This is a genomic window from Acidobacteriota bacterium, from assembly GCA_039028635.1.
GTDB lineage: Bacteria > Acidobacteriota > Thermoanaerobaculia > Multivoradales > JBCCEF01 > JBCCEF01.
Genome location: JBCCHV010000035.1, coordinates 44,746 through 66,466 on the forward strand (window position 1 = coordinate 44,746; position 21,721 = coordinate 66,466).

General features: G+C 66.6%; 14 protein-coding genes. 10 read left to right on the forward strand and 4 right to left on the reverse strand.

All coding sequences use genetic code 11. The annotated features are described in order from the left end of the window. Positions 1–5: 5 nt before the first annotated feature. On the reverse strand, positions 6–782 hold the full coding sequence (locus tag AAF604_15025; GenBank protein ID MEM7050980.1) for a hypothetical protein: 777 nt from the start codon (positions 780–782) through the stop codon (positions 6–8). Between the two features lie 277 nt (positions 783–1,059). Here AAF604_15025 and AAF604_15030 point away from each other — a divergent pair, with 277 nt between their 5' ends. Continuing rightward, complete coding sequence (locus tag AAF604_15030) at positions 1,060–1,206, forward strand: hypothetical protein (protein ID MEM7050981.1); 147 nt, start codon at positions 1,060–1,062, stop codon at positions 1,204–1,206. A 267-nt stretch (positions 1,207–1,473) separates the two neighbouring features. On the opposite strand, the gene AAF604_15035 is transcribed toward AAF604_15030, so the two are convergent. Genes AAF604_15035 through ligD form a run of 3 tightly spaced genes read right to left on the reverse strand, consistent with a single transcriptional unit; the run spans position 1,474 to position 5,949 of the window. Further along, positions 1,474–2,721, reverse strand: coding sequence for a glycosyltransferase family 4 protein (locus AAF604_15035; GenBank protein MEM7050982.1), 1,248 nt, complete (start codon positions 2,719–2,721; stop codon positions 1,474–1,476). A 43-nt stretch (positions 2,722–2,764) separates the two neighbouring features. Then, entirely contained in the window at positions 2,765–3,448 is a 684-nt protein-coding gene (locus AAF604_15040) for a carbohydrate-binding family 9-like protein (protein ID MEM7050983.1), read from the reverse strand. Continuing rightward, complete coding sequence (gene ligD, locus AAF604_15045) at positions 3,445–5,949, reverse strand: DNA ligase D (protein MEM7050984.1); 2,505 nt, start codon at positions 5,947–5,949, stop codon at positions 3,445–3,447. Before ligD ends, AAF604_15040 begins: the two co-directional genes overlap by 4 nt. A 186-nt stretch (positions 5,950–6,135) precedes the next feature. Here ligD and AAF604_15050 point away from each other — a divergent pair, with 186 nt between their 5' ends. From AAF604_15050 to AAF604_15090, 9 genes are all read left to right on the forward strand, one after another. Continuing rightward, complete coding sequence (locus tag AAF604_15050) at positions 6,136–6,417, forward strand: hypothetical protein (protein MEM7050985.1); 282 nt, start codon at positions 6,136–6,138, stop codon at positions 6,415–6,417. 222 nt (positions 6,418–6,639) lie between these two features. Further along, positions 6,640–7,236: an ECF-type sigma factor gene (locus AAF604_15055; protein ID MEM7050986.1), complete on the forward strand. Its 597-nt coding sequence runs from the start codon at positions 6,640–6,642 to the stop codon at positions 7,234–7,236. Between the two features lie 223 nt (positions 7,237–7,459). Next, complete coding sequence (locus AAF604_15060) at positions 7,460–9,397, forward strand: PatA/PatG family cyanobactin maturation protease (GenBank protein MEM7050987.1); 1,938 nt, start codon at positions 7,460–7,462, stop codon at positions 9,395–9,397. 16 nt (positions 9,398–9,413) lie between these two features. Further along, positions 9,414–9,995: a peroxiredoxin gene (locus AAF604_15065; GenBank protein ID MEM7050988.1), complete on the forward strand. Its 582-nt coding sequence runs from the start codon at positions 9,414–9,416 to the stop codon at positions 9,993–9,995. Between the two features lie 332 nt (positions 9,996–10,327). Then, a complete protein-coding gene (uppS, locus tag AAF604_15070) occupies positions 10,328–11,131 on the forward strand; it encodes a polyprenyl diphosphate synthase (GenBank protein ID MEM7050989.1) in 804 nt (267 codons plus the stop codon). After that, entirely contained in the window at positions 11,070–12,863 is a 1,794-nt protein-coding gene (locus AAF604_15075) for a hypothetical protein (protein MEM7050990.1), read from the forward strand. Before uppS ends, AAF604_15075 begins: the two co-directional genes overlap by 62 nt. Before the next feature lie 39 nt (positions 12,864–12,902). Then, complete coding sequence (locus AAF604_15080) at positions 12,903–19,343, forward strand: FG-GAP-like repeat-containing protein (protein MEM7050991.1); 6,441 nt, start codon at positions 12,903–12,905, stop codon at positions 19,341–19,343. A gap of 180 nt (positions 19,344–19,523) precedes the next feature. Continuing rightward, the gene (locus tag AAF604_15085; protein MEM7050992.1) at positions 19,524–20,387 is read left to right on the forward strand and encodes a Ku protein; all 864 of its coding nucleotides are present in this window, start codon (positions 19,524–19,526) and stop codon (positions 20,385–20,387) included. A 25-nt stretch (positions 20,388–20,412) separates the two neighbouring features. Next, positions 20,413–21,270 (forward strand): tetratricopeptide repeat protein, encoded by an 858-nt coding sequence (locus AAF604_15090; protein ID MEM7050993.1) that lies wholly within the window; start codon positions 20,413–20,415, stop codon positions 21,268–21,270. Positions 21,271–21,721 lie beyond the last annotated feature (451 nt).

Sequence of the window (21,721 nt, forward strand, 5' to 3'; positions counted from 1 at the left end):
TCCTGCTACTGGTTCATGATCTGATCCTGCGCCCAGCTCACCGATCGCTTCGTCCGTTTTGACTTGAAGCGGCTAAGCAGAGCCTCGACAGCGGGAGACGAGGTCCCGGTGACCTCTCCCTCGTTCCAGTGACCATCGTACTCCGGGATTTGAGCTCCTGCGACGCTTGCGTTAGCAACCAAGGAGGCAATTTCTGCAATCGTGTCGATGGCACTGTGCTTCAGACTTGAGCTGTGGCGTTCGGACACCAGGCTCGCGAGAAAGCGGATCTCCTCGATGACGGACAGAGGTAGGGAGACTGGTGACTCCTCGAGCTCGAGAGCCTCTGCAACCCAATCCTCATATCGCTGATCGCCTTCGGCATCGCTAGGGCCAAAGGTCCTCTCGACATGAAGCCCGTCAGACGTCAGGAAGCTGACAGACATTGCAAAGTCGGAGTAGGTACCCCAGGAGACATCGGCCAGATCAGGAGGGTCCATGACGGAGCGAAACTCGGCCCACCATCCAGACTCCTCGTCCTGGAGTCTCGTGAGTGTCTGTCCGCGATTCTTCTTGTATGTGTCTGTGACGGTGACCCGGTTGCCGTCCGGAGTGAGGATGAGCCATTGAACTACGCCCTCCTCTTCGTCGAAGAGATGAACCTTGACGGCCTCTCCGAGTCGGTCAGGAGCCGACCAGGCCCAATAAGAGTAGGTGCCAAGCTGTTTGTCTGGGCCAGCCCCTACCAGCCAGGGGGCCATGGCCGCCATGACGAATAGTGCTGCAAGTAGAAACTCTCTCATGACAAACCTCTTACGGTGCCGGGAGACGAAATTCCTTGTCGCCTTCCGGATCACAGATGTTGAACGGTACGCCGCACTGCCCTTGGCATTCGCCACGACGCTGATCGGCCATCCGATTGCAAGCAAGCCGAATTTGGCGGAGACCCAGCGTTGAGCAGTGGCAACTCACCTTCTCATCCATCTTGCCATTGCAGCAGCCCATGCAGCCACGGCATGTGCTGACTCTTGAAGTGTCGTAGCAGTGTTGCTCGTTGGACCACTCTGGGAAATGAGGATTGTGAGCCCGCTGACACGCACTGGTATCGATCTCGTCAATCTCGTGAGCGTGGTGATCGATGTCGCCGCTACAGTCATCGTCGCCGCCCGGTGGGACTCCCTGGCCGGCTGCTGGACCTGCCAAGATAACGGCGACAATGAAGACTAGAACTGACGATAACGCGAGTTTTTTGGTGGCCTTCATAGTATTCACACTTACGTATTAAGCGTCTAAGAATTCCCGCCGAGACGTTCAGATCGCCCATTGGACCAGTCGTTGCCTGGCGGGCGTTTGCTTTATCACTGCTTCTTAAACGTCCCTGGCGTCCAAATTCCTCTCGGGCATCGACCAAGGTCCGGCTGTCATGGGATATCGCTCAGGGCTAGAGCCCAACGAACAGATCACGCGAACTGAGTGAGCCGCTTGATGACCTTTTCAGCAGCCCGCTAGCTCGAGCCAGATCTGCTCGACGCGTTCGAAGACGGCTTGCCACTTGAAGGGTGCCAATCTTTCTTCGACGGGGTCGGCGGGGCCGGCGGCGAGGGCTTGGCGAATCTCGCGGGCCAGGGCCTCGACGAAGGCCGGCAGGTCCTCGGCGACGGGCTGGTCGGTGTTGACCAACCGTGGGGGTGGCACCAGCCGGAGCTGGTCGCCGAGGGTCGGGGCGAGGCCGTCGACCACTCCCGGCAGGGCGGTGCTGACCAAGCGGCAGCCGGTCGCCAAGGCTTCCACCAGCACCAGGGGCAAGCCTTCGAAGAAGGACGGCAGGACGAACACCGAGCTGCGGCGCATGTGCTCGGCGAGCTCGCCCTGGTCGAGGCGCCCGACGAAGCGAACCCGTGGCTCGAGGGCCGCCATGCGCTGGCGCAGCTCGTCCGCCTCGGGGCCACTGCCGCCGCCGGCGACGGTCAGGGTGACGTCCTCTCCGGCAGCGGCGAGGTTCTCGACCGCCGTGAGCAGCCAGGGCAGGCCTTTGGCGTCGCTCAGCTTGCCGGCGTAGAGCAGGCCGCCGGCGTCGGGGTGACGGTCGCGGCGGTGGAACAGGTCCTCGCGGAAGCCGGCGCCGACCACCTGGAAGCGTTCCGCCGGCAGGCCGAGGTCCGCGCCATAGCGCTCGGCGTGGTCGCGGTGCAGGACGGCGAAGCGCGCCACCGGCGCCAATCCCGGGTCGATGCTCGGCAGCCACTTCGGCGCCAGGCGGCGCTGGCGCAGGGCGGTGCCGTGACCGTGGATCACCTGGGGTACGTGCGGAGCGACCCGCGACACCAGCGAGGAGACCGCCCAGGCGTGATGGCTGTGGACGATGTCGGGCCGAAACTCACCGATGACCGCTTCGAGGTGGCGTCGCCAGGCGTCGAGATAGAGCGCGCGCTGAGCCCGATCGAGGGCCGAGAAGCGCGAGCTCGGGTAGGGCATGACGTCGCTCATGCCGGGAATCGGATAGGCGATGTCGACGTCCACGGTCGGCTCGGCGGACGACGAGCTAGGGGCGAAGCGCAGGGGCCGGATGCGCTCTGCTGGCAGGTCGCCGATGGCCGGTTGCGGGTCGTCCGCCGGGGTCCCGACGATCGCCATCTGCTGCCAGCCGGCGGCGCTGCCGTGGCGCACCAGGGCGTCGAGGGTGATGCCGCTGCCGGGGAGGGCCGGGCGCTGAGACAGGAGGTGGAGGACGCGTCGGGTCATTCTGGAAAACTCTGCGCGAGCGGCGCCGGGGCGTTCGAAGGGCTCACCATTGGCGCCAGCGATCCGGGGCCACCAGACGCAGGGAGCCGAAGCGCTCGGGGCGATGGAAGTCCGGCGGGTCGGTGCCTGGGCTCGACCAGGCGCTGAGCTCGTCGGGACGGCGCCGCGGTCGCTCGATGCGGAAGAAGTTTGCGCGCCAGATCGAGGGGCGGGGCTGGTTGGCCGGCAGCAGGCCGCTCCAGGGCAGTCGCACCACCGCCCACCAGTCCTGCCGCAGGGCCGCCGGACCGGCGGCCCAGTGAATGCCCTCGCAGTCCCAGGCAGGATCGGTGACCATCCCTCGGCGATCTCCCCGGGGGTTGTCGACGACGGCGTCGAAGAGCACGCCGAGGGGGCTGATCTGAAGCTCGAAGTAGCGCTTCGGCACGTCTTCTCCGGCGGCCAGGAAGACCTCCACCGCTTCCTCTTCCCACAGCGGATCGTCGCGCCGCTGAAAGGTCGACCAGGCGTCCTTGTCCTCGCAGTCGAAGCGAATCCACAGCGCCTCCGGGTCCCACACCAGGCGAACCGAGGTCTGCTCTTTGGCCGGCCCGCTGCCGTCGGCGAGCTCGAAGGGGGGCAAGGGGGCGACGGTGCGCCAGACCGGATCCGGCCCGAGGGCCGTCGGACCCCAGCTTTCGGGGGCCGGGCGAACCTCCCAGACGGGCACCGCCTCGGTACCTCTCACAGGCGCTCCGCGAGGCGACCGAGGGCCGCCATCAGGTCCGGTTCGATGGTCAGCAGATCGGCCATCGGGTCTTCCTGCTCGGCGAGTCGCCGGGGGGCGGTGGTGAGGGTGAAGGCGGTGGGCTCGAGGCCCGCTTCGACCTCCTCCCAGGCGAGCGGCATGGAGACCGTGGCGCCGGCTCGGGCGCGGGCGCTGTAGGGCGCCACCAGGAGCTTGCCGTGGCCGTTCTGCAGAAAGTCGACATAGATCTTGCCCTGCCGCGCCTTGGGGCTGCGGGCAACGCTGGCGACTTCCGGCAGCTCCGCCGCCACCACCTTGGCGAGCACCTCGGCGAGCTGTCGCGACTGCTCGTAGGTGAAGCGCCGGCCGAGCGGGATCAGGACGTGCAGGCCGGAGGCGCCGCTGGTCTTGGCGAAGGCCGGCAGCTCGATCTCTCGGCACAGGCGGTGGATTGTCTGGGCGACTTCGATGGCGGCGGCGAAGCTCGCCTCCTTGGCGTCGAGATCGAGGATGCACCAGTCCGGCTGCTGCAGGTTCGCCATGCGGCTCGACCAGACGTGCAGGGGGATGGCTCCGAGGTTGATCAGGTAGAGCAGGCTGTCCTCGTCATCGGCAACGAAGTAGCTGGTCTCGCGACCCGAATCCTGCGACCAGACGGGCTCCGTGCGGATCCACTCGGGGGCGAAGTCGGGGGCGTTTTTCTGAAAGAAGGACTTGCCCTCGATGCCGTCCGGATAGCGCGTCAGCACCACCGGCCGATCGGCCAGGAAGGGCAGCAGCCGAGGGGCCACGGCGCGGTAGTACTCGATCAGATCGCCCTTGGTGTAGCCCTCGCCGGGCCAGAAGATCTTGTCCTGGTTGGTGAGCTTGACGGCCGGTCGCTGGTCGCTCGGCGGCGCTGCTTCGGGCGGCTCCTCGAGGCGCGACCCCACCGGGGTTCGGCTGCATTCCTCGGGCGCTTTGTCGTCGCGCAGACGCAAGAAGACCGGATGACGCAGCTGGCCGGTGTCGGTGATCTCGGTGTAGCGCACCGCCGCCACCCAGCGAGGCTCGACCCAGGTGTGCTCTTTGCCCTTCGGCACCTCGCCGGTGCACGGCGGATCGTCCCGCTCGAGGGGCAGGAGCTGATGGTGAATGTCCTGCAGCAGGCGGTCGTCGAAGCCGGTGCCCACGCGGCCGACGTAGACCATCCGCGGGCCCTCGAGAACCGCCAGGTGGAGGGCTCCGAAGGCCACTCGGGTGCCCTTCGGTGCGGTGAAGCCGACGATCACGAAATCGCCCTCGAGGTCGGCCCGGACCTTGACCCAGGTGGGCGAGCGGCGGCCGCTGTAGGGCGAGTCCGCCTGCTTGGCGATCAAGCCTTCGAGACCCATCTCGCGAACCGCCTTCCACAGCGCTTCGCCGTGTTCCTCGACGTGGTCCGTGAAGCGCAGCGGTCCCGCCGCCGGCAGCACTTCCCGCAGCACCGCCTTGCGATCCACCAGCGGCAGGGCACGCAGGTCGTAGCCCTCGAAGGCCAGCAGGTCGAAGACATAGAGGAAAGTCGGGTTGTGGATGGCGGCGCGCTCGACGTCGCTGCGGCGCGACAGCTGGCCGCGCTGCTGCAGGCGCTGGAAGCTCGGCCGCGCCTCGTCGTCGAGGACTACCACCTCGCCATCGAGGATGAGGGAACGATAGGGCAGGGAGGCCAGCGCCCGGGTGAGCTCGGGATAGGTGCGGGTGGCGTCGCGGCGACTGCGATAGCGCAGCCTGGGATGATCTCCGTGGCGGCCCTCGGCGAGCACGCGATAGCCGTCGTACTTGAGCTCGAAGAGCCATCCTGGGGCCGAGAAGGGCTCGCGATGGGGCTCCGCCAGCATCGGCGAAACGTCGTCAAGGGTGAGCTCCGCCGGGCGGGCGCCGAGGTCCTCGAGGCGCTGGCGGATGCGCTCGGCGCGATCGCTACCGTCGCGCAGCTCCTCGACCGTCAGCCCCGAGAGCACCGACTCCTGGGCCATTTCCTCGGCGCCTTCGCCGGTCGCCCAGGAGTCCGGCTTCTTGATCAACAGCCATTCCTTGGGCGAGCGACTGGTCTTGACCAGGGTCCACAGGCCACGCAGCTTGTAGCCGCGCAGCTCGAAGAGCAGCTTGCCCTCGGTGAGGCCCTCGGCGGGATCGAGGTGATGAATGGTCAGGCCGCGGTCCCACACGATCATGGCGCCGGCGCCGTAGTTGTCCTTCGGGATGACGCCCTCGAAGTCGCCGTACTCGATCGGGTGATCCTCGGTGGCGATGGCGAGGCGTTTCTCGTCTGTCGACAGCGACGGCCCTTTGGGTACCGCCCAGGAGGCCAGCACACCGTCGATCTCGATGCGCAGGTCGTAGTGGCGGTTGCTGGCGGCGTGTTGCTGCACCACGAAGAGGCCCGGGCGGACGGCGTCGGTCGCGCCGAAGGGCTCCGGAGTGCCCCCGGCGGAGCGCTTGGCGCGGTAGGCGTCGAGGGGCTTGTGAGGGTGCGGCATGGGTTGGCGCCGATCGTACCTCAGGGCGGATGTCCTTCTCGCGACCCGAGATTGCAGAAATCCTCAAAGATTTATAGTTGAATTACAATGAAAAAATAAATCTGCAACTCGACTCGGTAGAGGTCGAGGAATCCACCGGGAGAGCCCGGAGCCCGATCCGGACCTCCCACAGCCAAGGAGGTTGTCATGAAGAAATTCGCCCTTGCCGCTGGTCTGATGGTGATCCTGTTCTCCTGGACCGGTCTGCCGGAGGCTCCGGTGCCGGTTGTCGACTCGGCGCCGGCCGCGCTCCTGCCGGTGACGGATGCACCGATCAGCACGGCCGCGTTCCCGCCCATCCTGCCGCTTCCGGAATGCGGCGAGCGCTGTTTCAATCCGGGCCAGCAGCGCGGCTGTGTCGACCGTCGCTTCGGCACGCCGCGGCGGGTGCCCTGTCAGTGTAGCGGCGGCTACTGGCAGTGCTTCTAAGCTTCCGCTGAGCCTTCTGCTGCCTGCGGTGCCGTGCGGGTCCGATCCCCGGGGCGGCGTTGGGCAGCGGCTCATCGATTGCGGATGAATGAGTTCATTATTTTGCATTTCTTCATTAGGCATTGAGACTGTTTCGCCACAACCTGCGCCTTTTGGGTCAACAGGCCTTCGTTGCACAACCCATCCGGTGGAGCGCGAGCTCCCCCTCGGTCGGAGGCAGTCATGACCCATCCAATTGCAGGCAGTGCTTTTGATACCGCAGGCTCCAGCAGCCTTCCCATCACTCAGCTCTTGGACAGTGCCCGGCGCGGTGGTCCGCAAGCCACCAGCAGTCTTCTGAGGGCGGTTTACCGCGAGTTGCGCCGGACCGCCCAATCGATCGTCGGTCACGAGTCCAAAGATTGCACCCTGGCGGCGACGGAAGTCGTCCATGAGGCTTACCTCCGCTTGTTCAAAGGCGAGGACGTGCCGTGGGAGAACCGGCGGCACTTCTTCGGTTCGGCGGCGGTGGCCATGCGTCGGGTGCTGATCGATCACGCGCGGGCGCGCCGGTCGGGCCGGCGCATTCCGCGCGAGGCGATGGTCGAGCTCGACGCCGGCTCACTCTGCGAGTTGCCCAATCTCGACATTCTCGCCCTCGACGCGGCCCTGACCAAGTTGCGAACGGTCAGTCCGCGACAGGCCGAGATCGTCGAGCTGCGATTTTTCTCCGGCCTCACCGAGAGCGAGATCGCCAAGCTCCTGGGCCTCTCCCGGCCGACCGTCAGCCGCGACTGGAAGGTGGCCCGATTGCGCCTTTTGCGTGACATCGAAACGTAGCCCACCGTCCTCGTTTTTTCATCTCGGCCCGCCTCCCGGCGGGCCTTTTTTGTTGCCGCCGGTCGGCCTCGACGGGTGCCTTGCGGAGTCGCTGCAGCGGGTGAAGGAGCGCCAAATTGCAATTGGTTGATACACGATGCGGTCGGCGCACGCATGGAGAGCAGTTTCGACTCGAAGCCGTCCGAAAGGGCGGTGGAACTGACTTCGAAAGGACTGCCGAACCATGCAGATCGCCGGCCTCGCCGAGCTCTCCACAGCAACTCAGGGAGGGGATCCGGAGATTCGGATCGCCATCCTCGACGGTCCCGTCAACCGGCATCATCGAAGTCTTGTCGAGGCTTCCCTGGAGTATGCCGAGACCGTGACCGAGGACCTCGAAGGGCACTTGGCCGAGCACGGCACCCATGTCACCAGCTTGCTCTTCGGGCAAGGTGATCCCCGCGGCCTGGCGCCTGCTTGCTCCGGCCTCGTGTTGCCGATCTACCCGGTCGACGGTGGGCAGCTCCGTGCTTGTTCTCAGGCCGACCTGGCGGCGGCCCTCGACCGCGCTCGTGAGCATCGAGTCGACGTCATCAACATCAGTGGTGGCGAGCTGCGACCGTCCGTCGACGACAGCCACCCGCTGCTGAAGGCGGCGGTGGAGCGCTGTGTCGATGCCGGAATTCTGGTCGTGGCGGCGGCCGGCAACGATGGCTGCGACTGCCAACTCACTCCGGCGGCCTTGCCGGGGGTGCTCGCCGTCGGTGCCGAAGGTGACGACGGCCAACCGCTCGCCTTCAGCAACTGGGGAGACGCCTACCGCGAGCAGGGCCTGTTGGCCCCCGGAGCCAACCTCTCCGGCGCGGCTCCCCAGGGCGGCGAGATCGAACGCAGCGGAACCAGCTTCGCCACCGCCGTGGTCTCCGGAGTGGCCGCCCTGTTGATGAGCTACGAGCACCAGCACGGTCGCCGCCTCGACGGCACCGCGGTGCGAACCCTGCTCCTCGACACGGCTCGACCTTGTCCCGTCGAAGGCGATGCCTGTCGCCGCTTCTTGGCCGGCAGCATCGACGCCGCCGCCGCTTTCGAACGCCTCGCTTCCTCCCGTTTCTCAAAGGCCGCTGCGGCGAGCTCCGCCGTCGGCCGATCCGATCAACCCACGAACCATCCACTCCCCATGGAGAACCTCATGAATCCAACCGAAGAGACTCGCAGCAGCTCTGCCCTCCCCGAGGGCGCCGAATCGCGGCAAGACGAAAGCTTGCCGACGGTGGGGCCGGCGATCGACGTCGCTGGCCCCACGATGCCGACCGTCGCCCCACCGTCGGCCCCTGCGGCCATCGCGCCGGCGGCGGCGGAAGAGGTCGTTCCCGCCGGCTGTGGCGATCACGGCCTGGCCTATGTCGTCGGCCAGCTCGACATCGAGTTCGTCAGCGACGCCCGCCGTGATTCCATCCAGCAGAGCATGGGCGGCGCTCCGCCGACCGATACCCATGCCTTGCTCGATCATCTCGACAAGACCCCCTGGGAGGCCGACTCGGTGCTCTGGCTGCTCAGCATCGAAGGTACCCCGATGTACGCGCTGCGTCCCGGCGGTCCCTACGCGGCGACCCTCTTCGATCGCTTGCGCGATGCCCTGCGCCAGCAGATCGACCATGACGTCGAGCGGGTGGCGATCGCGGGCGCCCTGGGAGCTCCGATGCAACTGCAGGACGGACGCTCCTGGCCGGTGTTGGCACCGGATCCGCGGGGCATCTTCGCCTGGTCCACGGACGCTCTCATCGCCGCCGTCGCCGGCAAGCCGCCGAAGGACAAGGAGGCGGCCGCAGAGCACGAGAAGGCGGTTGCCGGAGTGCACAACTTCCTCGAGCGTGTCTACTACGAGTTTCGCAATCTCGGAGTGACCTCCCATGATCGGGCCCTGAACTTCTCCGCCACCAATGCGTTCCAGGCGTTCCACGTTCTGCAGGACGCCGCCCAGGCCGGCCTCGAGCTCGACACCATCGAGGCCGAGCAAAGCCCTATCGGTCGCCCCGGTTCCGATACCTGGGACGTCAAGATGGTGTTCTTCGATCCGCGCCATCGCATGGAGACGGCGCGGCGCGTCTTCCGCTTCACCATCGACGTCAGTGACGTCATTCCGGTGACCATCGGACCGGTTCGCTCCTGGTCGATCTACTAGGAAGGCGGGGTCGATCATGCTGCAACCCGGCGACTGCGCTCCGGTTTTTTCCGCCCGTGATCACAACGGGCGGTGGGTGCGGCTGGAGGAGTACCGCGGACGGCGAGTCGTGCTGTGGTTCTACCCCCAGGCCGAGACCCCCGGTTGAATCCGCCAAGGCACCGGATTCCGTGACCGAATCCGCGACTTTCAGCGCCATCGAATCGCTGTCATTGGAGTGAGCACCGACCGGCCCTCGGTCAACGCGGTGTTCGCCGCCAAGTACGGCTTCTCGTTCCCTCTGGTGGGCGATCCGATGCGCTCGATATGTGTTGCCTACGGAGCTTGTGAGGCCGTCGGGTCCAAGCCGGGTCGTCGCATCACCTTTTTGATCGAGTCCGCCGGGCGGGTCGAGTCGGTGATTCCGGAACCGGCGATCGAGATCGAGCGCCATGCCCAGCAGGTTCTCGACCTGGTGCTCCGAGTCCGCCGCGACCCACCGCCGGCGAGCGATAGCCCGTCCGTCACATGCCCTTCGACTCCGGGCATCTCGGCCTCCAGCTCCGCTGGGTCGAGTCGCCATGGAGCGAGAAGACCCATCTCGTTTCGGGGGCCCTAGGCCTGCGAGGCCGGGTTCCCGGTCGCGAGTTCTACCCCCCGCCGGGCGGACCGAAACGACCGTTCGGCGGGGCTCGATTCTCTCGTTTCGCAAATAGAAAGGAGAAGGACAAGTGCTCCTACCTCAACAGAACCCTCCCGTAGCTCGCCGCCGCCCTGGGGGCGGGTCGGCTGCGGGAATTCGTCCCCAAGCCAACGACTGTTTCTGCGGCGGCAACAGCTTCAAGGGTTGCGTCGTCAACCGCAACAACTGTCTGCCGGGGTTCTACGCCGATTGCTCGGCGCATCCCTACCGCTGCGGTTGTCAGTGCAACCCGCTCTGAGGCCGTAACCATGATGAACCGGATCCCCTCGCGCAAGCTTGGTCAGGAGGCGGGTGACGCCCTCGGTGATCGCGATCCTCGGACCGCCCTGCCGGGGGGGTCCGGCCCTTCGCCTCGGCACCTCGCGATCATTCCCGACGGCAATCGCCGCTGGGCCCAGCGGCGCGGTCTGACCGCCCCCTGCGGCCATGCCCAGGGCTTCCTGGTGACCACGCCGCCGTTGCTCGAAGCCATCTGGCAGCACGGCGTGCGCCACACCACCCTGTGGATGTTCTCCACCGACAACTGGCAGCGTCCCAAGGAGGAGCTCGATCCCCTGATGGTGATCTACGAGCGCTTCCTCGAGCTGCTGGTGCCGCTAACCCGGCGTCACGACATTCGGGTCTGCCATCGCGGCCGGTCCGATCGGTTGCCGATGGCCCTCGGTCGTCGTCTGGCGATGACCCTCGCCGCCTGCTCATCGGGTCGCCGGGGCACCCTCCAGCTCGCCCTCGACTACGGCGGGCGCGATGAGTTGGTGCGCACCGTGCGGTCGCTGGTGGCGGCGGGCGTTGCGGCCGACGACATCGACGAGACCCGACTCGCCGCCGAGCTCGATAACCGCTCCTCCTACGGGCGGCCCGAGATGGAGCCCGGCGATCCCGACCTGATTCTGCGCACCTCCGGCGAGCAGCGCCTTTCCGGCTTCATGCCCTGGCAGAGCTGCCACAGCGAGCTGTTCTTCCCATCCACCCTCTACCCGGATCTGAGCGATGTCGAGCTACGACGAATCCTCGCCGCCTACGGCGAACGCCAGCGCCGCTACGGCCGCTGATCTCGCGGCGCCGGATGAGACCGGCGCCGATCTGGCGGCCCTCTACCGGCGACCCTTCGAGCTGCTGTCTTCGCCGTGTCTGGTGGTGCCGAGCACCAAGCTCTGCCCGGGACGGCTGGAGCGCAATCGCTATTACCTCGACCTCTCGGATCGCGGCGCTGCGGAAGCGCGCGGCGACCTCGAAGGGCTGGTCGCCCGTCTCGCCATGCCGGCTGCGGCCCAGCGCGAGCTCGAGCAGCAGCTCGACCGCTTCGCCAAGGTGCGCTTTCTCGCCGTCGGCCCGAGCCACGGTCAGATGACCTATCGCATCTACCTCGGCTTCGTCGGCAACGAGGCGGAGAACTCTTCGACGGCAGTCTCGATCGACTGGGTACCGACCAGCGGCAAGTTCCTGGTCAAAACCTACGACGAACCGAGCACGGTGAAGCGGCCGGAGCAGCTCGAGATCCTGCGCCAGTGCTTGATGGTCGGCGATGACCCGGACCTCGGGGCCCGAGTCTTGGAGTCGATGACCGCGATCACCGGTGCGGCGAAGTGCGAGTTTCAGCTCAGCCGGGCGCGCGAGAACGAGGGTCGGCGGCGATCGGTGGCGTTCCACTACGGCGCCTGTCCGGAAATTCGCAATCGCGATATCCGAGAATCCCTCGATTCCTTGGCCGAGGCCTTCGAGCTGCCGGCGGCCGAGCTCGCCGACTGGTTGAACCAAACGGATGAGCTGCGGTTGACGGACGTGGCCGCCGGAACCGCTTGGGACGGCAGTCCTTTCGTCACGGTTTACCACGGTTTCCTGGATGCCCCGCCGCCTTACCTGGCTCCCGGCTCGACGGCTGCGGATCGTCTTCGGCCGGTGCCGTTTCGCGGTGGAGTGGCCGAGTCGGCGCTGCGCTCGGAAGTGGAGCCGGCCGAGGATCGCGGCTCGACCACGACCTCCCATGGGACCACCGAGGCGAGGACTCCGGATCTCGCCGCGGAGCGTCCGGTGCCGCATCTCGCTTTGCCCATCGGGCGTCTCGGGGTCGCCTTCGAGTCGCCGGCGCGGCGGGATTCGGTGGCTGCCGCCTGCGGTGGCGATCCCGAGGATCCGGCCGTCCTGTTGTCCTATCTCGAGCGCGTCCCGGAAGCGGCCGGGGCGGTGACCTTCACCCTCGACCAGGACTCGGTGCCGGTTTATGGCTTGCAGCCGGTCGGGCCCTGGGCGCGGCAGACCCTGAGCGATCTGGTGCAGCGCTGGCAGCAACAGCTCGGCGACTCCGGGGCCGAGCTCGCCGTGCCCGGTCATCTGCAGGCGCCTCGGCCGGTGGTGCGCGGAGCTTGGCACGGCACGCTGCCGATCCTGATCCCGGATCGGCGCGGATTGACCGTCCTCGGATCGTCCTCCGATGATCCCGACCCGGGGCGCCGGCAGGCTTTCGAGGCCCTCGCCCGCGAGCGCCGCGATGGCGGCGCCAGCGACCGCGCGCGGGCCCTCAATGCGGCCACCGTTTTCGTCGCCCGGGCCCCGGCCTCGGGGGCTCCGGAGCCGATGGCGCGGCTGATCGCCGACCGCTTCGTGATCGCTTCGGTGACGGCGGCGAAGAGCGCCATCGATCCGAGTCTTTGGGAGGTCGACTTCACCTCCTTCGATCCCCGACATCGCAGCACGATCGCGCGCCGCGTTGGGCGCCTGACGATCGATCTCGGCGATGTCGTTCCGGTGGCTCGAGGACCGCTTCGCATCTGGTCCGTCTACTGAGCCTATTCATTCTCCAGCACTTAATGTCAGGGAGCTGTCATGCCTATTCCACGCTTTGGTATCCGAAAAGTCGTTGCCGGGCCGGCCGCGATGTTGGCCGCCTTCCTCTTCCTTTGGGCTTGCACCACCTCCGGTCCTGGAGGCCAGGATGATGATCCTCGCGCGGGCGCATCCCTGACCCAGGGAAGCCTGGAAGCCGAGTTCAGCGTTGATCAGCGCGGTGCCGCGGTCTACCAGATTCCCATCCCGCTGCCGCCGGGGACCGCCGAGCTCGGACCCGAGCTCTCCCTCTCCTACTCGAGTGCGAGCGGCAACGGCATGTTGGGGATGGGCTTCGATCTCTCGGGCCTGCAGGCGATCGATCGCACCAGTGCCAATCTCCGCCAAGACGGCTTCAAGGGCGGGATTTCCTACGATGGCGATGATCGCTTCGAGATGAACGGCGAGCGCCTGTTGGCGATCGCCTCCGCGGGCACGACCACCGAGATGCGCACCGAGCGCGAGAGCTGGTCGAAGGTGGTCGCCAACGCTCGCAACGAGAGCAACGGCACCTGTGGCAGCGGTCCCTGCTGGTTTTCGATCATCGCCAAGGACGGCACGCGCTCGACCTACGGCGTCAACGACGACAGCCGGGTCGAGGCCGCGGGCGGCGATGGCGACGTGCGGGTGTGGGCCCTCGACGAGGTGACCGATCTCAACGGCAACGTCATGCGGGTGAGCTACACCGACGATCCCCTCGGCCGGGGCAGTGACGACGGACAGTACTATCCGGCCTCGATCGCCTACACCTCGCACCGCGACGGCGCCGCGGCGCAGCGCTTCGTGACCTTCCATTACGAAGAGCGGCCCGACGTCATTCGCCAGTACATCGGCGGCTATCCGGTGGTCACCCGGGCGCGTTTGAAGAGCATCACGGCGGAGGTCGCGGGCCAGGCCGCGCCGTCCCTCCATCTCGACTACGAGGCCGCTCCTGGCACCGGTCGTAGCCGGTTGGTGAGCGTCCAGGCGTGCGGCGGCGAGGGCGAGGTCTGTTTGCCGCCGACGGAGTTCGACTGGCAGGACCAGAGTCAGACCTTCGAGAACGACGGCTCCTGGCTGAGCACCGAGTTCGTCACCGGCTGGGACATCGAGACCAATCCACGCTATCTCTCGGACGTCAACGGCGACGGCCGTCTCGATATCGTCGGCTTTCGCTTCGATACGCGGGTCGCCCTGGCGGAGGAAAACCTACGCTTCGCTCCGGCGTCGACCTGGAACGACGACTTCGGAACCGGCTGGACCGCAGAGATGCCGCGCGAGGTGGCGGACGTCAATGGTGATGGCCGTGGCGACGTGGTGGGCTTCGGACTGGCCGGCGTGCAGGTGGCGCCTTCCAATGGCTCGCGCTTCGACCCCAGCCTGTGGTCGAGCCAGGCCTATCCTCACTTCGGTCGCGATCCCTCTGCCGGAGCCTGGATCGCCGATCGCAATCCGCGCATGCTCAACGACGTCAACGGCGATGGTCTGGCGGATATCGTCGGATTCCACGATCGCACCATGGTCGCTCTGTCCACCGGCACCTCCTTCGAGACGCCGCGGGTTTGGAACGAGTCCGATTTCACCGGTGCTTCCTGGTGGGTCGGCCGGCAGCAGTTGCGCTATCTCGCGGACGTCAATGGGGACGGCTTGGCGGACATCGTGGGCTTTGGCGAGGACGGCATCAAGGTGGGCATCTGTCAGGGCAACGCCGAGGGCGGTTTCTCCCTTCAGCCGTGGAGCCAGAACCAGACCGGCTACCCTCACTTCAGCCTCGGCCAAGGCTGGTCGGCGGGTCAGCATCCGCGCTACATGGCCGATGTCAACGGTGACGGTCTTTCCGACATCGTCGGTTTCCGCAACGGCGTGCAGGTGGCCTTTTCCACCGGCGACGGGTTTCTCGACCCGGTGACCTGGAACAGCGATTTCAGCGCCGAGAGCACCGTTCCCTGGTCGAGGGACGACCCCCGCCTGGTGCTCGACATCAACGGCGACGGTCTCGATGACGTGGTGGGATTCAGTCGTACCGGGGCCAAGGTCGCGGTGTCGTCCGGCGAGGCCTTTCTCCAGACCGGCTGGGACCAGGAGTCCTTGCCGACCTTCACCGGCGGACAGCCGTCGCGGCTGCTCACGGCTGGCGATGTCAACGGTGACGGCATGGTCGACGTGATCGGCTTCGGGGCCGAGCTCACGGCCCGTTCGGAGATCACCGTCGGCTTGGTGGATGGACTGTTCCCGGACCTGGTCACCACCATCACCAACGGTTTGGGCGGGCGCTACGAGATCGAGTACGCACCGCTCACCAGCAGCGAGGTCTACACCCGCTCGAGCGACGGCACGACGTCGGCCATCGAAGGGCTGCGAGAGGCGGCCGTCGATGACGACCCCAACGGCCTCGGTCACTTCACCACGCCGGTGCCATACCGCTACGACGACATCTCGGCCAATTTCCCGATTCAAGAGGTGGTCGGCGGCCACGTCTACGTGGTCGCCAACACTCGCGAGACCACCGATCCTGCACGCCAGGCGGCGCGCTACGACTATCAGGACAGCTACCACTACACCGAGGCCAAGCTCGATCTCCTGTCGCAACGCTGGCTGGGCTTCAAGACCCACCTGCGGCGCGAAGAGAGCCTGGGGCGCGAGAACCTCCAGGTCTTTCATCAGGACTATCCGCTCAACGGCCGGGTGGCTCACACCGAGATTCGCTGCAGCGAGAGCTCGCCGGATCCGCGCTGCCAGCCCGGGGCGTTGATGACCGTCGACGCCTTCGAATGGCAGAGCCGGGTCACCGCCACCGGGAGCGGCTCGGAGTCGCCGCCGGTGTACGAGGTGCTCGAGAGCGAGTACCGTCGCGATGAGTACACCTACGGCCAGTACGACCTCTCGATCGGCCGCGAGATGGCCTACGACGAGTACGGCAACCGCACCCTCGAGGCCTACCTCGGCTATGTCGACCGGCAGGGCCGCGACCTCGGTCCGGAGGACAATGTCTACGGCTGCAGCCGCTACGCCAACCTCGATGTCAACGGCGATTGGAAGCTCGGCTATCCGCTCTTCACCAAGCAGTCCCGAAGCGCCGATTGTTTCGAATTCGAGACCTTCGAAGAGGGAGTCGACTTCAAATTGCGTCGTCAGACCTACGACGTCGAGGGCGGCACCTTGAACGAGCTCAGCGACTCGCAATGGGACGATCGGTCGTCGACCTACATGACCTTTGCCTACGATTACGACGTCTACGGCAACGTGGTGGCCGCGACAAATCCCCAGGGCGATACGGGAACCTATGAGTACGACCAGCTCAACACCTTCCCGGTGCGAGTCTCCTCGCCGCCGTTGCCCGAGGATGGTGGCAATCGCCTGGTGGTCGAGAAGGCCTTCGATGCCCGCTTCGGTCTGCAGGTACTCGACCGACAGCCCAACGGCAACCTCGAGGTGATCTGTCCGGACGCTTTCGGACGGCCCGTGACCCTGCAGGTGGCGTCGCCCGAGGGCAAGGCTTCGGATGCGGCATGTCTGGCCCAGGGAGTCACCGTGCCGGTGACGACCACGACCTCGGTCTCCTACGGCAGCGACGCCGGAGGCGGCATCTTCGTGCGCACCGACGAGCTCCAGGACTGGCCGACGGGCAGCGCTCGCGACCTGCTGGCGAGTTGGGAGTACCTCGACGGTCGCGAGCGCACCTACAAGACGGTCGAGGACAGCAGCGAGTCGAATCAGATCGCAAACTGCACGGTCTTCGATGCGGACGACGAGGAGATCGAGTCGACGCTGCCCTTCTTCGGGGGGCTCGGAGGTGCCTGCAGCGCCGGCGGCGGCTCGCCCTTGTGGACCACCACCGAGCGCGATCTGATCGGCCGGCCGGTGCGCGAGACCCGGCCCAACGGTCCCCAAGGTGGACAGACGGTGGTCGACACCACGACCTACGTCGACACCGAGACCACCGAGCAGGGGTGGGACACCACCGGCCCCGATCCGTATCGCGCGGTCGCCAACAGCCGCTTCTTCGATGACGAGCTGAAGGTCGTGTCGGCGGTGGTGCCGGGGGACGGCAATGCCACCTCGACCTATGAGTTCGACCCCCTCGGTCGGATGGTGGCTGCCACCGATCCCGCCACCGAGGACAATCCCAACGGAGTGACCACCACCCTCGAGTACGACTCCCTCGATCGCATGGTGGCGGTGAGCTCACCGGACCGGGGCGCGAGCCGATTCGACTATCAGGGCACCGAATGGCTGCAGGTATATGCCGATGGCTATGGCGAGCAACGGCAAGAGTACGACCCGCTGGGCCGGATGCAGAGTCAGTTCCTGCCGGATGGTCGTCGCTACGAGTTCCAATATGACGACCCGGAGGTGTCGCGGGGTCTCGGCATGAACACCGGCTGGACGATCTACGACGCCGACGGTGGCGAGGAAGCCAGCACCACCTACGGCTTCGACACCGTCAACGAGATGTCTACCGAGACCTTGACCCTCGCCGGCGAAGCGACCGCTGGGGTCTTCACCACGCGCTACGACAACGATCCTCAGGGGCGCCAGCGTCGCATCGTCTTCCCGGACGGCGCCGTCGGTGAGCGCCGCTACTCCGGCGGCAATCTGGTGGAGCTCGCCTTCGCCGGGGAGGTTCTGGCAGAGCTCGACGAGTACACGGCGCTGCGCGAGCCGGGCCGCTACCGCTATCCGACCTCGCAGGTGGTCGAGGAGAGCGGCTACTACCCGACGGGCCAGTTCTGGAGTCATCGCATCGAGGCGCCCTCAGGGCCCTATCTCGATACCGCGACCTCCTGGGACGGCTTGACTCGGGTTCGCGACATCGAAGACCGGCTGCCGGGAGACGGCGAGGATCTGTCGCACGTCTACCGCTACCAGAACCTGCGCCTGACCGAGGCGGTGGGTGCGAACGGCACCAAGATCTACGGCTATGACCGCGCCGGCAATCTCATTCGGGCCGGGGACATCGACTATCGCTATCGCTACCACCGCATCGAGAGCGGAACCAGCGGCGGGAACGAGGTCTATGCCGCCGAGTACGACGACGTTGGCAGCATGGTGCGCCGGGCGAGCGGTGGCCAGGTCTGGAACTTCGAGTACGACAGCCTGGCGCAGCTCCGCGCGGTGCGTGGCGAAGGCGAGACCGAGCCGCGCCTGACGATGACCTACGATCCGGAGGGTATCCGCCTCACCAAGGTGGCGCCGACTGGGCTCGCGACGCTCTATGTCACGCCCGACTTTCAGGTGACGCGAGCGGACGGCAGCGAGCTCTCGACCCACTACCTGGGCCTCGACGATGGCGAGTCCGTGATGGCGGTGACGACCGGCGAAGACGCCGTCCGCGCCGACGGTTTGCCGGCGCCGGGAACCTTGTTCCTGCATCGCAACCACCTGGGCAGCACGCAGATGACGACGGATCAGTCCGGCGAGGTGGTCAATCGCTATGCCTACGCCGCCTATGGCGCCCTGGCGGAGGCGCAGGGGCCGAACGACGTGCGTCCGAAGTTCACCGGCCGCGAGCTCGATTCCGGGGGTGATCTCTACTACTTCTCGGCGCGCTACCTCGATCCCGTCACCGGGCGCTTTTTGACGGCGGACGATGGGCCGGCCGGCAGCATCGATCGCCAGGACACCTTCAACGCCTACGCCTACGCCTTCGATGCGCCGACCAGCCTGATCGATCCGACGGGCCATGCGCCGCAGATCTTGGGCGGCCTGGTGGTGCTCGGCAAGGGGATCGCGAAAGTCGGTTCGATGTTGGGGAAGGCGGCTCTCAAGGGGGCCGCCGTCGCCAAGGGGATGGGCTCGTCTTCCCAGCTCTCGATCGCCATGGCTTCGGGTAAGTCGGCGGCGACCACCAAATCGGTGACCGCCGGCACCAAGTCCCTGCTCGGCACCTCGGCGGTGTCCAACACCACCCGCGTTGCAGGCACCTCGGCCCTCGCCAAGTCGACTCCGACGCAGTTCAAGTACGTCGCCTTCCGCACCGAGATCGGAACCTACCGAGTGGCTCCGATGATGGCTCGGGGTGGGATGCGGGGACCGATGAGCCCGATGTACAAGTCGTCCTTGACGACCCACAGCTCGCGCGGATTCGCCACCTCGGCGGGCAAGGGTGGTGGAGTCAAAGGTGGTGGAGTCAAAGGGGGAGCCCATGGGGGAGCCGGCAAGGCTGGCGGCGGTGCGGGCGGTAAGGTGTCGGCATCGATCGAAAAGGGCATCTCCAAGAAGTTGTTGAAGGCCGACAGGAGCGGTGGCCTGTTGGCGGAGTTCGAGAAGATCGTGAGCTCTGGCAAGGTGGTCAGTGCAAAATCAACCCATGTCGCTGGCATCAAGAAGCTGTCAGGCGATGGCTACAAGGGCTTCATGTACCAGGCCAAGCCGGTGGTCAGCAGCAAGTTCAGCAAGTACCGGCTCTATGGCAACATGGAGGGGGATCACGTGGTCTTCAATTTCCTTCGGGTCAAGTAGACGAGCAGGGAGCGTACGCCATGGCAGGGTGATGGCGACTCTTTCCGGCGCCGGGGTGATGGTCTCACTCCGGCGCCGTCGTCGTTTCCGGCGACGGCTTGCCGGAAAGTGGAAAAAGTCTGTGTTGGTCAGCACTTAGGAGAAGTTTGGCAAGATGGTCTGTGCTAGGCTCGCTCGACTATGACCGCGCGCGCGATGGGATCCGGAACGATTTCCTTCGGCCTGGTGGCGATTCCGATCAAGCTGTACACGACCGGCGAGACCTCCGGGGCGATCTCCTTCAATTCGGTGCACAAGGAGTGCGGGACGCGCTTGCGCTACCGCTACTACTGCCCGACCGACGACCGCCTGGTGGAGAAGGACGAGATCTCCAAGGGCTACGAGTTCGCCAAGGGTCAGTACGTGCTGTTCTCGCCGGAGGAGATCAAGGCGGTCAATCCTCCGGCCACCAACGCCATCGAGATCGTCGAGTTCGTGCCCATCGAAGAGGTCGATCCGATCTACTTCGAGAAGTCCTACTATCTCGGCCCCGACAAGGGCGGCGACAAGCCCTACCAGCTCCTCGCCAAGGCGATGGTGCAGACCGGTCGGGTGGCCCTCGGCAAGTACGCCGCTCGCGGCAAGGAGTATCTGGTGCTGCTGCGCCCCTTCCGGGAGGGCTTGATCATGCAGCAGCTGCGCTATCCGGCGGATATCAAGAAGTTCGAGGACGTTCCGATCGGGGGTGCCGAGGTCACCGATGCCGAGCTCGACCTGGCGCTGATGCTGGTCGAGCAGACCACCGCCAAGAAGTTCGATCCCTCGTCCTACCACGACGAAGTGCGCGCCAAGGTCCAGGCGATGATCGATCGCAAGGTCGAAGGCGAGGAGATCGTGGCGGCGCCGGAGGAGGCACCGAAGGCGCAGATCATCGACCTCATGTCGGCCTTGAAGGCGAGCCTCGGGGACGGCGACGAAGGCGAGGACGCCGGCCGCAAGCCGGCCAAGCGCGCCGCCGTCGAAGAAGCCGAGGAACCCGCCGAGAAGGCCGCCCAGTCCGGTTGACGGCGGTGCTCCGGGACGGATGGCGTTGAACCGCTCGACTGAGATTTCCCGACTCGATTCCGGCTACTCCACCCGCGAGGTGGCGCGACTGCTCGCCACCACGCCGCGGCGGGTGCGTTCCTTTGTCGCCGCCGGCGTGCTGGCGCCGCGCGGTAGCGCTCGGCGTGGCTACCGCTTTGGATTCCAAGACCTGGTATTGCTGCGCACCGCCCGCGAGCTCGAAGGGCGATCGGTACCGGCCCGCCGAATTCGGCGGGCCTTGGCGTCCCTGCGACGCCAGATTGCACCCCAGGGCTCGCTGTCGGCGGTCAAGGTGACGGCCGAAGGAGGGCGAGTGGTGGCCCGCTGCCGTGGCGAAGCTTGGCAGCCGGAGTCCGGGCAGCGCCTGTTGCCCTTCGAGCCGCTACCGGCGAAGACGACGGCGGTCCGCGGCACCGTGCTGAGCCATCCGGGAGCGGCCCGTCCCGAGCGCTCGGCGCGCCAGTGGTTCGACCAGGGCCGTGACCTCGAGGCGAGGGACGGGGTGGCGGCCATCAACGCCTACCGAGAGGCGCTGAGCCGGGATCCTCGCCTTGCGGAAGCGCATCTCAACCTCGGCCGCTTGCTCCACGAGCAGCGCGACCTCGAGGCCGCCGAGCGGCACTATCGGGAGGCCACCCGGCTGCGACCGGCAGACGCCACCGCCGCCTTCAATCTCGGCGTGGCGCTGCAGGACCTCGGCCGGCCTCGAGCCGCCATCGAGGCTTATCAGCTCGCCCTGGCGGCGGACCCCGCCTACGCCGACGCCTACTTCAACCTCGCCGGCCTCTACGACGAGCTCGGCCAGCGGGCGGTGGCGATTCAGAACCTCAAGACCTACAAAGCGCTCACCGAAGGCGGCTAGCAGGCTGCTGAGAAAGTCCGCTTCGCGACTTTTCCAGCGCTGCTAGCTGTTTTTTCCGAGAGGGGCTGCGCGCCCCTCTCCGGCCCAAGAAGCGCGGTTCTTGGGCCTCCTCTCCCGTCGCGGCGGCCTTGCCGCCGCCGAGCCCTCCCGGGCTCGGTCGCAGGTTGCCGATGACTTTTTCAGCTGCCTGCTAGCGAGCACTCGGCGTCCGAGCCCAACGGGTGAGGCAGCGCCATCGGCGCTGTGGACGGATCCGCCCTGGATTGGGCCGCCCTGGACGGGGGTACCGGTCCGGCCGCGAGGGTTCAGATTCCTCGGCTCTCACCAGCAAGTCGCCGTGTGCTAGCGAGCACTCGGCGTCCGAGCCCAACGGGCGAGGCAGCGCCATCGGCGCTGTGGACGGATCCGCCCTGGATTGGGCCGCCCTGGACGGGGGTACCGGTTCGGCCGC